Source organism: Pseudohongiella spirulinae (genome assembly GCF_001444425.1).
GTDB lineage: Bacteria > Pseudomonadota > Gammaproteobacteria > Pseudomonadales > Pseudohongiellaceae > Pseudohongiella > Pseudohongiella spirulinae.
Genome location: NZ_CP013189.1, coordinates 183,864 through 197,194 on the forward strand (window position 1 = coordinate 183,864; position 13,331 = coordinate 197,194).

Sequence of the window (13,331 nt, forward strand, 5' to 3'; positions counted from 1 at the left end):
ATGTCAGTGGACATTGCCCGGCCGTTTTTATAATTGCATACCGATAAACGCCAGGAGTGCAATCACACTAAGCAACAAAAACAGGATTGTTAGCCGTGTGCCAAGTCCTCGCTTTTCGTTCCAGTTGTACTCTTGCTCTTCTTCTACAAATATCGGGTTGATCTGTCGTTTGAACATTCGCATGCAATAACCTCTGATGCGTATCGGGTGGCTTTAATAGATTTGACAAGGGGGCTGTGACATTAATTCGCTGACAATGTGGCAATTCGCGGTTCATCTGTAACAAAGTGAAACGACAGGGTGTTTTTGATGACGGCGTGATCAATGAGGAAAATTCTTGTGGTTATAATGCGATCAATTAAAAAAAGTAAAAGGATCACCCACCGTGCAATTTCCGTTCACTGGTCGCCGTCTGTCGTCCGCCCTGCTGCCTGTCTGTCTGACGCTCGTCAGCCTGTTTAATTCCCCGTCGCTTTTTGCTCAACCTTCACCTTCTGCAGATGTTATTCCGTTGACCAGGATGGATAGCGCCATTTCACTGGATGGCTTTCTGAATGAGGCGGTCTGGCAGAGTCTGCCAGCCTATGACGGGATGCGGGTCATCAACCCGGATACCCTGGCACCGGCCTCCATGCAAACCGAGGCACGCATTTTCTATAACGAACGTGGTATCTACGTCGGCGTGATGAACTATCAGGACCCGGACACGCTGGTGGCGCGCATGAGTTCGCGAGATCAGGGCGTGCCCCGTGACGGGTTTGTGCTGTCAATCGACACGTCAGGCGATGGGCTTTACGGCTATTACCTGCGGATCAATCTGGGCGGCACCTTTTCCGATGGCACCATTCTTCCGGAGAAACAGATCAGCCGGGATTGGGATGGTCCCTGGGATGCAGTCACTCAGGAGCTGGACAATGGCTGGTCGGCGGAAATGTTCATACCCTGGGGCATGATGCAACTGCCACAATCGGGTGAGACGCGTCAGATCGGACTGTATATGGAGCGCATGGTGGCGCATCTCAACGAAACCTGGTCCTGGCCCGCATTACCGGGAACCAATCCGGAATACCTGTCGGCATTTCAGAAGTTTTCAGTCGCGGGTATCAATCCGCGCACGCAATTCACTTTCTACCCTTACGCCTCTGCCACGTATAACAACATCAGCGGCGAATCTGATACCCGGGTTGGTGCGGATATCTATTGGCGGCCGAATTCCAACACGCAACTATCGGCGACACTCAATCCTGATTTCGGTACGGTGGAGTCGGATGATGTGGTTGTAAATTTGAGTGCCTTTGAGGTGTTCTTTTCCGAGAAGCGAACCTTCTTCCTGGAAGGACAGGATGTTTTTCGCGCCACTCCCCGTGCTAACGGCGGACCTTTTGGGCCAACGACTGTGTTGAATACCCGTCGTATCGGGGCTGCACCCAGATTCAGCACACCTGCGGGTGTCACGGTCAGTGCCACCGACAGAAATGCGCCTGCCGATTTGCTGGGTGCCGTCAAAGTCACCGGATCGCAGGGCAATTGGCGCTACGGAACGCTGGTGGCAGCGGAAGACGATATGCTGATTCGTGGACGCGCTGCTGATGGCAGTCGTGTTGGCATTCAGTCGACCGGTCGTGATTTTGCTGTCGGCCGACTACTTTACGAAGACACCTCCGGCGGTGGTCGCCGAGGTATCGGCTGGATGGGCACGCGGCTTGACCACCCGGATCGTGAGGCAACCGTCAATGCCATTGATGTGGCTTATTTTTCCGCAGATACCCGCTGGGTATTTGACGGTCAGCTCCTGCACAGCGATGTTAATGGAGAGACCGGTAAAGGTGCGTTTTTTGACCTGAACTTCAGGCCAGAGCGCGGCGTTCAGCACACGTTCACAGGCACCTTTTTTGATGACAAGCTGGAAATCAACGATGTCGGTTATGTGCAGCGCAATGACCACATGATGCTGGATTATCGGCTGAGCGTGACGCAGTCAGGGCTGGAAAAATACCGATCGCTGACCCGTTCCATGAACGTCATCAACCAGTGGAATACAGATGGTCGGCCGGTGCGTCTGGGACTGTTCTTTGGGCAGAACATGACGTTCCATGACAACACCTCTCTGAACCTCAACTTCCGCTATTTTCCGCCACGCGTCGATGACAGACTCAGCCGTGGCAATGGTACCTATAAAATACCGCATCGACTGGCCTACGATGTTTCCTGGCAGAGTGACCGGTCCCGCCCATTGAGTATTCGTTTTGGCGCGGGCAACGGTCAGGAAGATCTCAAGCGCAGTAACATCAACTACTCAATTGGCCTGGACTGGCAGCCCAATGACCGCTTCTCTACGGAGTTTAACGTCCGCTACCGTGATCGTGAATCATGGCTGGTGCATCGGGGTGGTGACCGAATGACCGCCTTTCGTGCCAATGAGTGGTCGCCGCAGTGGAATGTTAACTACTTCATCAACTCCAAGCAGCAGTTCCGGCTGGCCGTGCAGTGGACCGGTATCAAGGCGCATGAGGATAAGTTCTATCGTATAAACCAGACAGATGTGACACGACTGATACGCTCTGCCAAGCCCAATGTAACGCCGGATGACTTTACCGTCAGCCGGATGAGTTTCCAGGCCCGTTATCGCTGGGAGATTGCACCGCTGTCGGATCTGTTTATTGTTTATACACGGGGAAGTAATTTGCCCAGCGATGTTGGGTCAGAGTTCCAGGATCTGCTGTTTGATGCCTGGAGTGAGCGCATCAGTGACACCTGGGTAGTGAAATTACGCTACCGGCTGGGTAACTGATTTGTCATCTGGCGGTCAAACAATTGTCGTAGCCTGCTTCCGACAGGCATACTGACACACCTATTTGACGGATAAAGGAGTACACTGATGGCCATCTTTTCGCTGAAGCGAATGCTGGGTGGGGCGTTGATCATGAGTGTGGTTGCGGGGAATGTAGTGCCTCTGGCGCCGGCCATGGCGCAGAGTGATGCGGCTGACAAGGTGGTGGTGGCCCATCGTGGAGCCAGCGGCTACCTGCCGGAACACACTCTGCCCGCTGCCGCCATGGCCTATGCCATGGGTGCGCACTTTCAGGAACAGGATGTGGTGATGACCCGGGACGATCAGCTGATCGTCTGGCACGACCTGACCCTGGACCGTAACACCGATGTGCGTCATCGATTCCCCGGCCGCGCCCGAGACGATGGTCGCCACTATGTCATTGACTTCACTCTGGCAGAGCTGCGCGAACTGCAGGTGACCGAGGGCTACCGGCTCAGCGACAGCGGTGAAGAGCAGAAGATCTATCCGGGACGTTTTCCGTTGTGGCAGTCCTCCTTTAAGATTCATACGCTGGCAGAACAGATTGAGCTGGTGCAAGGTATGAACCAGGCGATGGGCCGCGACGTCGGCATTTACCCCGAGCTCAAGGCTCCGGCCTTTCACCATGAACATGGCAAAGACATTGGCATGGCGGTGCTCGCGGAGCTGAAACGCTACGGCTATATCAACAAGGACAGCAACGTCTATGTACAGACTTTCGAGTTCGACGAGCTGAAACGCGTCAAGGAAGAAGTATTCCCGGCTCTGGATGTGGAGCTGAAGCTGGTGCAGTTGATGGGCGATGATGAGGTTTACGACTGGATTCTGCAACCCGGCGGTATGCGCGAGCTGGCGCGCTACGCCGATGGCATCGGGCCCGAAAAAGGTATGATCATCAGCCCCGAATCCACCCGCAATCGTCTGCTGATCAGCTCCCTGGTGCGCGATGCTCACCAGGCTGGCCTGCAGGTGCACCCCTATACCTTCCGCCTGGACGAAGGGCAGGTCCCCGCCTACGCCGACAGCTTTGAGCACATGCTGGAGCTGTTCTTCTTTGAGGCCAACGTAGATGGCCTGTTCACCGACTTCCCTGATCGGGCGGTAGACTTCCTGAAATCAAAGTGATCAGGCGAGCAGTGCGGGGACGGAGACCTGCGCTCCGTCCCCCGACGCCCAAAGGGCGCTTTACCCGTTAAACCACCGGCCTGGATACGCGGGGGACGGAGGCAGCCTCCGTCCCCGGGGGCAGTGCCATACTGCTAGAGCGCCCCGCTGGGGCGCCGGGGGACGGAGCGCCGGTCTCCGTCCCCATCAGTAGTTTACCTTTGGCTGTAGAGTGGCGTATAATGCGCGCCCTTTTTGTGAATTCCCCATTTATTGCTTCTTCACGCCAGCAGGCAACGATTATGTCCAGCACCACGCCCGATCTCGGTTTTGCCGAGCTCAATCTTCCCGCATTCCTGTTAGAAACACTGGGGCGCGTTGGTTACGAGAAACCATCGCCCATTCAGCAGGCCACGATTCCCGCGCTGCTGGATGGTAATGATATTGTGGGCATGGCGCAGACCGGTACGGGCAAAACCGCAGCCTTTGCATTGCCGATTCTGGCGCGTATTGATGTGAATAACCCGAAAACCCAGGCGCTGGTACTTTGCCCGACGCGTGAGCTGGCCATTCAGGTGGCCGAAGCCTTCCAGACCTATGCCGAAGGCCTGCGCGGCTTCCATGTACTTCCGGTTTATGGTGGTCAGGACATGAGTCGTCAGCTACAGGCGCTGCGCCGTGGCGTGCATGTGGTGGTGGGTACGCCCGGTCGTTTGCTGGATCACCTGAGCCGTCGATCGCTGGATCTGAAACACATCAATACCCTGGTGCTGGATGAAGCCGACGAAATGTTGCGCATGGGTTTTATTGACGATGTGGAAATGATTCTGCAGCAGACGCCTGATCAACGTCAGGTTGCGTTGTTTTCTGCCACCATGCCGCCGGCCATCCGCAATGTCGCCGACAAATATCTGAAAGACCCCAAAGAAGTACGCATCAAAAGTGCCACCAGCACCAACGCCGATATCGAACAGTTTTACTGGCTGGTGCAGGGCACCAACAAGCTGGATGCGCTGACCCGTATGCTGGAAGTCGAAGAGTTCGACGGCATGATCGTCTTTGTGCGCACCAAAAACAGCACCGTAGAACTGGCCGATAAGCTGAATGCCAGGGGTTTCTCCGCAGCGCCGCTGAACGGTGATATGAACCAGCAACTGCGAACGCGGACTGTTGAACAGTTAAAGAACGGCCAGTTGGATATCGTGGTGGCAACCGATGTGGCGGCGCGTGGTCTTGACGTAGAGCGTATCAGTCACGTCATGAATTACGATATTCCGCATGACAATGAGGCTTATGTACACCGAATTGGCCGCACCGGCCGCGCCGGCCGCAGTGGCAAAGCCATTCTGTTTGTTGCACCGCGCGAGCAGCGCATGCTGCAATCCATTGAGCGAACCACGCGCAAGAAAATTACCCGAATGGAACTGCCAACCCGTGGCGACCTGATTCTCAAGCGCAGCCAGCAGTTCAAGCAGACCATTGCCAATGCCCTGGAACAGGATAATCTGGATTTCTTTCATGTGCTGGTCGCTGATCTGATCCAGGAATACGGTTGTTCACTGGAAGATGCGGCAGCAGCCATGGCATTTCTGTTGCAGAAAGATCGGCCTCTGGAGCCGTCTGTCAAAGATGTTGTCAACAAGGCGCCACGACAACCATTTAAAGATGATGATGATCGACCCGCGCGGAAAGTGCGCAGCAAAGTGCCGGCGCGCGATGATGAGGCGGCGTTATTCCTGGACGGAGATGACCATTCTGCCCGGGCAGCGCGCAAGCGTCGGGACGAGCGTATTTATGAGGACGGCGTTGAAGTAGGCATGGAGCACTACCGCCTGGCCGTAGGTCACACACATGGCGTCACCCCCCGTGAGATTGTGGGTGCCATTGCCAATGAGGGTGGCATTGAAGGTCGCTTTATTGGCCGCATCCAGATCTTTGATGACTACACTACTATCGACCTGCCAGAAGGCATGCCTGATGAGGTTTTTCAGACACTGCAGCGCACCCGTGTGTGCGGTCAGGCACTGAATCTGGCGCGCACCTCTGCGTCGCAGGCCGCACCTGCCAGTCGTGGACGGTTCGAACGCAACGACCGGCCTGAGCGCCGACCGCGCCGGGATGATGGCGATACACCTCGCAAACCCAGAGCGCGCGCGGCAGATGGCGATGCTCCACGCAAGCCAGGCAAGCCAAGAACGAGCACACGTCGTGATGCCTTTATAGAGCCTACGCGGGCGCCGCGCGGCGCAAAGGCGGCTGACAAACCCAAAGAGAAAAAGCGCGCCGGTCCCAAGAAACGTGTCAACAAGGACAAGGGCAAGCGACGAGTCACAAGCAAAAAGGTTTAACTAGCTGTGCGGCAGAAGAATTTCTGCCATACTGCCAGCATGAAAATCATTTACCATGCGGCAGACATTGTTGAAGCCCATATTGTAGCCGGCCTGCTGCAGTCGCACGGTATTGATGCCCACGTGGGTGGACACTACCTGCAAGGCGGCGCAGGTGGATTGCCCCTGCAAGGGCTTGCCACCGTGCAGGTGCACGATGATGACTGCCAGGCTGCACAGTCCGTGATTGATGACTACGAGCAGTCTGCCGCACAGCAGGCAGGTCAGGAGGACAGCGATGAGCATCAAGCAGATCGGACCGACCCCGATACAGGCATTTCATACACTTAGCTGTCACTGCGGAACTGTTGTAATGGAGCTGCATCTGCCTGATGGTGTAGTCAGTCCCCGGCGCTGCGACTGCTCCTTCTGTCGGCGCCGCAGTGCCATTATGGGCACCACCAGCGAACCCGCTATCCGCATTATCCAGGGCCGTGACAAGCTTACCCTCTACCAATTCAATACCTGCGTAGCCAGGCACTATTTCTGCAGCGTTTGCGGCATTTACACGCATCACCAGCGCCGCTCAAACCCGCAGGAGTTCGGGTTTAATGTTGCCTGCCTGGAAGGAGTGAACCCGCGCGATCTGGGCGAGCTGCAATGGATGGACGGGGTGAATCACCCGGCAGATCGACTGCAAACACCGACGCAGTAATAAATCAGAGAATGCCGGGTCTACTTAAACAATAACAATCAGTTCTGGGGCCCTATATGAAAAACCCGCTCATGCCGATTATTGGCAGCTTATTACTACTCTTTAGTTCATTCTCAATCGCACAGGAATTCAATTGGGCGCCGGAGTTCCCGGTTGGCAGCCAGATACCCGCCATTGATGCTCCCGACCAGACCGGCGCCCGGCGCGGGCTAGACGATCTGAGCGGTGACAAAGGCCTGCTGCTGGTTCTGAGTCGTTCCTTCGACTGGTGCCCTTACTGTATTGCACAATTGCAGCAACTGGTGGATGTCGTAGATGAATTCGATGCCCTCGGTTTCAACGTTGCCACCATGACCTACGATTCAATAGACACACTGAAAAACGCTGAAATCGACTATGAGACCCGTTTTCCGTTATTGCGCGATGAAGGTACCCGGCATGTGAGCGCGCTGGGGATACTGAATGCCGATTATGAGCCTGGCAGCCGAGCCTATGGTATCCCCTACCCCGGCATCTTTTTGCTGAGTTCAGACGGCACCGTGCTGGCTAAATTTGCCGAGGAAGACTACCGGGACCGACCCGATTTTGGCTACGTACTGGAGGCTGCACGACAACTGTAGTTAATCCCGACTTAGCGTCGTGTAGGGCGGAAACGGTTGCAATTTTCGTACGTTTACTTTAAACAGATGACACAACCACTTCGGGGACAGCAAGAACCCCGGCGGCCATAAGGAGAATGAGCTGTGTTTGTTGTTATCTTTCGCGCCACTGTCAAACAACTGGACGCGCAGTATTCCACCACAGCTGCCCGCATGCGCGAGCTTGCCCTGTCTGAATTCGGCTGCCTGGAATTTACAGCCGTGACCGAAGGCGATTCTGAAATCGCACTCTCCTACTGGCCCTCTGAGGCCCACATCAAAGCCTGGAAAGATCACCCTGAACACCGCGCTGCCCAAAAAATGGGGCGTGAGCACTGGTACTCCGCCTACAGCGTCCAGATAGCCGAGATTGGTCGCGACTATAGCTCGCGAGAGTTCATACTGTAGGTCAGACATCCACCGGTTGCCAGTGGCCGGTTCTTTCTTGCGGGGGACACCGTAGGGCGGTAGCGTGCCCGGCGGCGCATATCACAAAAACCAGACAGCGTTCGGGGGAGCTAGATATGAGCGACACCATGAGTGGAAAATGCCTGTGCGGGGCGGTCACTATCACCACCCCGACTGTTAAAACAGTGGAAGTGTGTCACTGTGGCATGTGCCGGCGATGGGGCGGTGGTCCGTTTATGGGCATTACAGCCATTGACGTTCCAAAAATTCACGGCAAAGAGAGCGTGGCTGTTTACAGTTCATCCGAGTGGGCGCAGCGAGCTTTCTGCAAAGTCTGCGGAACACACCTCTTTTACCACCTGAAAAATAGCAGCCACTACACATTGATGGCGGGATTGTTCCAGAATTTGCCTGGATTGATATTCAAGGAAGAAATCTTCATTGATCACAAGCCCGACTACTACGCATTTGCCAATGACACTGAAAAACTGACTCAAGCGCAGGTGTTTGCGCGACATGGTGCGTAAGTGAACACCAGTCTGTTCCGTTGGGCCTTTGCCCTGATATTCATGTCGCTGATTGGCGCATTTTTTGTGCCGCTGGCTGCGATTCCTCGGCTGGCCGTGTCGGCTCACACGATCGGTATGATGAGCGGCCTGCTATTAATTGCTATAGGCGCTATCTGGACGCACTTCCGCTTGAGCGATCATCAACTGCTGTGGCTGAAATGGTTGTGGATCTACAGCAGCTATGCCAACTGGATTGGCTGCCTGATTGGCGGCATGCTGGGCGCCGGGCGGACGACACCAGTAGCTGCCGCAGGCATGGAAGGAGGTGCTGCTGCAGAAGCGGCAGTGCTGGTGCTGCTGGGTAGTGTAGGTGTAGTGGCTGTGTTTGCGGCCGGGTTATCCTGGTGGGGCGTGAGGCGCGGTTAAGAATTGCCCAGGCGATCCAGTGGACTGGCCGTTCCCGCATAGTGCCTGCCAAGAATGTGTGTATAGATCTGCGTGGTACTAAGATCATTGTGGCCAAGCAACTCCTGCACCGTACGAATGTCCGCACCATTCTGCAGCAAGTGGGTTGCAAATGAGTGACGGAAGGTATGTGAACTGACTTTCTTGCGGGTCATGCCGGCTCTGCGCACAGCAATAGCGAGAAACTTGCGCACCACAGAATCATGTAGGTGATGGCGGCACAGAGTTCCGTCATAGGGATTGGCGCTGTAGCTTGTCGAAGGGAACAGATAGGCCCAGCCGGCCATACGGTATGCATTGGGATATTTTTTTGCCAGCGCAGTTGGCAAGGATGGGCCCAGCCCGCGTTCATTGTCTTGTTTCAGTACAAGCAATGCACTGTCGATCTGGGCCTTTAATGATTCAACAACGCTGGCGCTGAGCAGAGTTGTGCGGTCTTTGCGGCCCTTGCCGTCGTGAATGGTGACGGACATCAGACTGAAATCAATGTCCTTAACGCGAAGACGCAAGCATTCATTGACCCGCAAGCCGCTGCCATAGAGTAATTGAATAATAAGTTTGTTGCGGCCTTCCAGGTGGGTAAGAATGCGACGGACCTCTTCGACAGATAGTACTGTCGGCAAGTTACGTTGCTTGGTCGCAAGGGTGAAATTGAGATCGCCCAGGTCGATGCTCATGAATTTTGTATAAAGGTAGACTACAGCGTTGAGGGCTATTTTCTGGGTATTGATGGCGACTTTTTTGTCTGCCGCCAGATGGGTCAGAAACGCTCTGACTTCGTCGGGACCCGCTTCCGCTGGATGACGCCGGTCAATGAAATAAATATAACGAAGGATCCAGTGCAGATAGGTTTTTTCGGTGTTGATTGCATAACCACGCAGACGCATGTCACGGCGGACTTCTTCAAGGAATGGGCTTGGCATGTAAACCTCCATGTCTAATGGCACAACTATCGTGAATATTGTTATAGCACAGCTATTTGGTAGTTTGTGCGCACGTTGAACGAGGCGGTTTCGGAAAGTGACGAAGTTATTGTTTTGCGGGATAGAAGGTTGGGCAAGTTGTTTGCAAAGCAGCTGTATTGAGTTAACGTGCAGAAAAACTGGCTAATCGTGCCTGAGCACGATACAAATGTTAAGTGTTTGGTGGACAAATGTCAGGGTTAGTAGAATGGACAAACAATAATTCTGGATGGATTTCCTTTCTAGCCATTGTCATACCTATATTGCTATCGGTTTCTGTTTGGGTTGTGAGGAAACTTCTTTCCAGACCCAGACTTAAGCTTGAAGATTTAAAGGAGCCATCCTTTTGTTCCAGTTTTGATTCGCTGGATAAGGCTGGCGGTGCGCACAGAACAGCTTTCTTAATTTATTTGAAAATTACAAATATTGGTCGAGTTCCTGTTCAGATCGGAGATATTCATCTTGGGTACCGGAGCGCTGACAATGCTGATGGAGAGTCGTTTCGTTGGTTGCGCAAGGAAACACCTATGCTAGAGGAATTCAGATTGCCTATGAGCGATAGCGAAGTGAAAGTGTTTCCTTTCCTAAAACAGAGAAATTCTTCTACAAAGTCTGAAATAAAAACATACCTTCATCCAGGTGAGTACGTAAACGGCCTGATCTACTTTGAGCAGGCACCAAGCAAAGGGCTTGATTATCCATACATGGATCCAGACTATCGGGTCATCACTAAAATCAGGGTGCATGACACCTCAAATAACTACTGGGAGATTGAAGTTCCGGTATACAAGATCGAAATAGATGCGATTAGAGAAATGAACCCAAGATTTGGCAGAACTCTTGATTATGTTCAAGAGCACACTTAACAAACCGGTGAACTTCGCGCCTTCGGCGCCGGACGCTGCGCGCCGGTTACCGGGGCGTTATGTGTCTGCGTGACTGCGAGGACAGTTAACTTAGTGGAGATTAGTTTCGGAAATGCCTTTACCTCAAGAGTACCAAAGAGCTTCAGATCAGTTTTATAGCTTTTTGACAGAACTTCGTGATTTGTCGAATTTTGGGAGCTCCCATCAGACCTATACCATGGTACAGGGAGTATTTCAGGTTTTCCGGCGACGGCTACAAATTAATGATGCGATAAAGTTTGCAGATACATTACCAGCAATATTATGCGCAATATTTGTCTCAGATTGGGACACCGACGAGCCGATAAAGAGCTTTTGCGATCTGTCCGAGATGAATAAAGAAGTCAAGCAACTGCGAACAGAACATAATTTTTCTACAGATACTGCAATTCAGGATGTAAGGACTGTTCTAATAAAATATGTTGATAAAGACAAATTTGCTAGGGTAATCCGTACCCTTCCAGTAGAAGCTCAGCAATTTTGGGGTTGGAAATAGTTGGCAAGAAACACATAACAATCAGTTCAATTGGGACACGCCACTGCGTGGCGCGCCCATTAACAATGAGCGTTAAGCGGTAATCAGCCTACGGAAAACTAAACATGGATCTGACACTGTTTTTGTTGCTCTCTTTCGGCCTGATCATCATTCCAGGGCCTAATGTGATTGTCATCGTCACAACCAGTATTGTGCATGGCAAGGTCCGCGGGCTTCAGACTGTCTCCGGCACAAGTGCCGCTATGATCGTACAGCTGCTGGTTGCTGCCATAGGTACGACCTGGTTCGTCACTGCCGTTAGCGAAGGTCTGAAATGGCTCATGTGGTTGGGCGTAGCCTATCTGCTCTATTTGGGTTACAAACAAATACGAGCCTCGATGAGCGGCATAACACTGAGTTCTCCCAGTGCAGTGGGTTCGTTTCAGCGGGGTTTCTGGGTTTCACTGACAAACCCCAAAACCATTCTGTTCTTTGGTGCGTTCCTGCCGCAATTCGTCTCAGCTCAACAGTCTTATCTGGCGCAAGTTGCCGTGCTGTCGGGTATATTCTGGTTAATGGCCGTGGCGCTCGATTCGCTTTATGCTTTGTTCAGTAGCAAAATTGCCAGCAAACTCAAGGCCGCGCCGGGCAATCGGTTTGTGGGTATCTTCAGTGGGAGTTTGTTTATTGGGGCCGGTGCTGCATTGGCGGCGGTGGGCCGTGAATAACCAAGCGCTTAACAAAGCGCATCAATTCGCGCCTTCGGCGCTCGGATGGCAGCTGCGCTGCCACCGTTGTGCGCGGCGTTACTGCACTATCGGTGTGCCAGCTTCAAGCACAGAGCACGTAGTTGGGTGAGTGCCAGGCGGGTCATAGGGCTTGCCGCCGCGAACGCCGCCGGGAAGTTCAGAAGCGCAGTTGTCAGAACCAATGCAATAAAACGCCATCTATGGTGATGTGGTAGCCGGAGAGAAAATTGCAAAAACAAGCAGTCGGCTGGGAAGTGCATTCTACAAGGCGCATCGCTGACAAGTGGCAGTCGGTAACCCAGTGGTTGTCTTCGGCTTCATGCTCCGCTGTTGCTGCGCACACTTGGGTTTTGTCGGCTGCAGCGCTTCGTGCAGTAACAATACAATCAACTTCGCTCCCTTCGGTCGCCGGACGCGCGCTTCGCGCCGCGCCGGTTATCTAAGGGCGTTATGTGCTACTTCGAAAATCGCGCGTTTAGCGAGACTATTAAATGCCAAGCTGGGATAGTGAATTCGCCTTTTTAAAAGACCGCTACGAAAATGGCGGCGATCTTCAGTCGCAGTTAAATCCGGTGTTCTATGCAGCGGGGTATTTCTTGGCCAGCTCAGAAATATTCAAGAATTTGGACTACGCAATGACTATTAATCGTCAGCTTGAACGATTGCGGCGGAAAAAGTCACAGGATGGCGAGCTCATGGCATCGTTACATCTCCTGTTTTCTAGATTTTACAAGCACACCATTGATGACACAGCTATTGTCTCTGCATTCGAGAATTACGCGAAAGGCATGCTGTTGAAGCGCAGATTTATCCCTCATGTCATTACATCTCCAAAAGAATGGAGGGAGGAGCAACAACAAAGCCCCATCCATTTCCTGAAATACCGGGCCGCCATTCGCAAAGGCGTCAAGATAAAGCTTTCAGACAAGACTTTAGCAGTGAGTACATTAACCAAGGATAGCTATCTGAATAAAATTGGCTATTCGCAATCCCATAAACTAGCTTTAGACGAAATTATCGCAAGTCGAAATAGGATGCATTTTATGGGCATAACCGGCTACAGCTTGAAAGGGCACTTCTTCCAACATATCGTCTACTTACACAGCTTGATAAAGAAGCAGACTAACCGGCGCTTCCCGTATTTGTTTCTAAATCGATACTAAGCCAAATGAGCAAGTCACGAATCTGGTACGCACATAACAAACCGATCCTGAGCGACAAAAGTATGTCGTCATGCCTTCTGCAAAAGGCGCAAAAGTCAC

General features: G+C 52.9%; 15 protein-coding genes. 13 read left to right on the plus strand and 2 right to left on the minus strand.

All coding sequences use genetic code 11. From position 1 onward, the window contains the following. Nucleotides 1–27 precede the first annotated feature (27 nt). Complete coding sequence (locus tag PS2015_RS15540; protein ID WP_156412614.1) at nt 28–183, minus strand: hypothetical protein; 156 nt, start codon at nt 181–183, stop codon at nt 28–30. A 202-nt stretch (nt 184–385) separates the two neighbouring features. Here PS2015_RS15540 and PS2015_RS00830 point away from each other — a divergent pair, with 202 nt between their 5' ends. The 9 genes from PS2015_RS00830 (at nt 386) to PS2015_RS00870 (ending at nt 8,939) form a co-directional block, all read left to right on the plus strand. Then, nucleotides 386–2,791, plus strand: coding sequence for a DUF5916 domain-containing protein (locus PS2015_RS00830; RefSeq protein WP_058020386.1), 2,406 nt, complete (start codon nt 386–388; stop codon nt 2,789–2,791). A gap of 87 nt (nt 2,792–2,878) precedes the next feature. After that, nucleotides 2,879–3,937, plus strand: coding sequence for a glycerophosphodiester phosphodiesterase (gene glpQ / locus PS2015_RS00835; RefSeq protein WP_335338247.1), 1,059 nt, complete (start codon nt 2,879–2,881; stop codon nt 3,935–3,937). A 281-nt stretch (nt 3,938–4,218) separates the two neighbouring features. Beyond that, on the plus strand, nt 4,219–6,264 hold the full coding sequence (locus PS2015_RS00840; protein ID WP_058020387.1) for a DEAD/DEAH box helicase: 2,046 nt from the start codon (nt 4,219–4,221) through the stop codon (nt 6,262–6,264). Nucleotides 6,265–6,303: 39 nt separating this feature from the next. After that, a complete protein-coding gene (locus PS2015_RS00845) occupies nt 6,304–6,594 on the plus strand; it encodes a putative signal transducing protein (RefSeq protein WP_082627883.1) in 291 nt (96 codons plus the stop codon). Beyond that, a complete protein-coding gene (locus tag PS2015_RS00850; protein ID WP_058020388.1) occupies nt 6,542–6,958 on the plus strand; it encodes a GFA family protein in 417 nt (138 codons plus the stop codon). Before PS2015_RS00845 ends, PS2015_RS00850 begins: the two co-directional genes overlap by 53 nt. Before the next feature lie 56 nt (nt 6,959–7,014). Then, complete coding sequence (locus tag PS2015_RS00855; protein ID WP_058020389.1) at nt 7,015–7,578, plus strand: peroxiredoxin family protein; 564 nt, start codon at nt 7,015–7,017, stop codon at nt 7,576–7,578. Between the two features lie 123 nt (nt 7,579–7,701). Continuing rightward, nucleotides 7,702–8,004: an antibiotic biosynthesis monooxygenase family protein gene (locus PS2015_RS00860; RefSeq protein ID WP_058020390.1), complete on the plus strand. Its 303-nt coding sequence runs from the start codon at nt 7,702–7,704 to the stop codon at nt 8,002–8,004. Nucleotides 8,005–8,120: 116 nt separating this feature from the next. Continuing rightward, the gene (locus PS2015_RS00865) at nt 8,121–8,531 is read left to right on the plus strand and encodes a GFA family protein (protein ID WP_237113347.1); all 411 of its coding nucleotides are present in this window, start codon (nt 8,121–8,123) and stop codon (nt 8,529–8,531) included. Beyond that, nucleotides 8,532–8,939 carry a styrene oxide isomerase gene (locus PS2015_RS00870; protein WP_058020391.1) on the plus strand — a complete coding sequence of 136 codons (408 nt, stop codon included), beginning with the start codon at nt 8,532–8,534 and terminating at the stop codon, nt 8,937–8,939. Here the strand turns inward: PS2015_RS00870 and PS2015_RS00875 are convergent. Continuing rightward, the gene (locus PS2015_RS00875; protein WP_082627884.1) at nt 8,936–9,901 is read right to left on the minus strand and encodes an integron integrase; all 966 of its coding nucleotides are present in this window, start codon (nt 9,899–9,901) and stop codon (nt 8,936–8,938) included. The genes PS2015_RS00870 and PS2015_RS00875 overlap by 4 nt on opposite strands. A 230-nt stretch (nt 9,902–10,131) precedes the next feature. On the opposite strand from PS2015_RS00875, the gene PS2015_RS15545 reads away from it, so the two are divergent. From PS2015_RS15545 to PS2015_RS00895, 4 genes are all read left to right on the plus strand, one after another. Further along, nucleotides 10,132–10,806: a hypothetical protein gene (locus tag PS2015_RS15545; protein ID WP_156412615.1), complete on the plus strand. Its 675-nt coding sequence runs from the start codon at nt 10,132–10,134 to the stop codon at nt 10,804–10,806. Nucleotides 10,807–10,918: 112 nt separating this feature from the next. Beyond that, on the plus strand, nt 10,919–11,341 hold the full coding sequence (locus PS2015_RS00885) for a DUF2267 domain-containing protein (RefSeq protein ID WP_058020394.1): 423 nt from the start codon (nt 10,919–10,921) through the stop codon (nt 11,339–11,341). A 104-nt stretch (nt 11,342–11,445) separates the two neighbouring features. Further along, nucleotides 11,446–12,048, plus strand: a complete 603-nt coding sequence (locus PS2015_RS00890; protein WP_058020395.1) for a LysE family translocator — start codon at nt 11,446–11,448, stop codon at nt 12,046–12,048. 512 nt (nt 12,049–12,560) lie between these two features. Beyond that, a complete protein-coding gene (locus PS2015_RS00895) occupies nt 12,561–13,232 on the plus strand; it encodes a hypothetical protein (protein ID WP_058020396.1) in 672 nt (223 codons plus the stop codon). The last annotated feature ends 99 nt before the right edge of the window (nt 13,233–13,331 follow it).

Excerpts from the sequence above, each read along its gene's own strand:
- PS2015_RS15540 (WP_156412614.1), bottom strand. The coding sequence starts at position 183 with ATGCGAATGTTCAAACGACAGATCAACCCGATATTTGTAGAAGAAGAG.
- glpQ (WP_335338247.1), top strand. The coding sequence starts at position 2,879 with ATGGCCATCTTTTCGCTGAAGCGAATGCTGGGTGGGGCGTTGATCATG.
- PS2015_RS00840 (WP_058020387.1), top strand. The coding sequence starts at position 4,219 with ATGTCCAGCACCACGCCCGATCTCGGTTTTGCCGAGCTCAATCTTCCC.
- PS2015_RS00845 (WP_082627883.1), top strand. The coding sequence starts at position 6,304 with ATGAAAATCATTTACCATGCGGCAGACATTGTTGAAGCCCATATTGTA.
- PS2015_RS00850 (WP_058020388.1), top strand. The coding sequence starts at position 6,542 with ATGAGCATCAAGCAGATCGGACCGACCCCGATACAGGCATTTCATACA.
- PS2015_RS00855 (WP_058020389.1), top strand. The coding sequence starts at position 7,015 with ATGAAAAACCCGCTCATGCCGATTATTGGCAGCTTATTACTACTCTTT.
- PS2015_RS00865 (WP_237113347.1), top strand. The coding sequence starts at position 8,121 with ATGAGCGACACCATGAGTGGAAAATGCCTGTGCGGGGCGGTCACTATC.
- PS2015_RS00875 (WP_082627884.1), bottom strand. The coding sequence starts at position 9,901 with ATGCCAAGCCCATTCCTTGAAGAAGTCCGCCGTGACATGCGTCTGCGT.
- PS2015_RS15545 (WP_156412615.1), top strand. The coding sequence starts at position 10,132 with ATGTCAGGGTTAGTAGAATGGACAAACAATAATTCTGGATGGATTTCC.
- PS2015_RS00885 (WP_058020394.1), top strand. The coding sequence starts at position 10,919 with ATGCCTTTACCTCAAGAGTACCAAAGAGCTTCAGATCAGTTTTATAGC.
- PS2015_RS00890 (WP_058020395.1), top strand. The coding sequence starts at position 11,446 with ATGGATCTGACACTGTTTTTGTTGCTCTCTTTCGGCCTGATCATCATT.
- PS2015_RS00895 (WP_058020396.1), top strand. The coding sequence starts at position 12,561 with ATGCCAAGCTGGGATAGTGAATTCGCCTTTTTAAAAGACCGCTACGAA.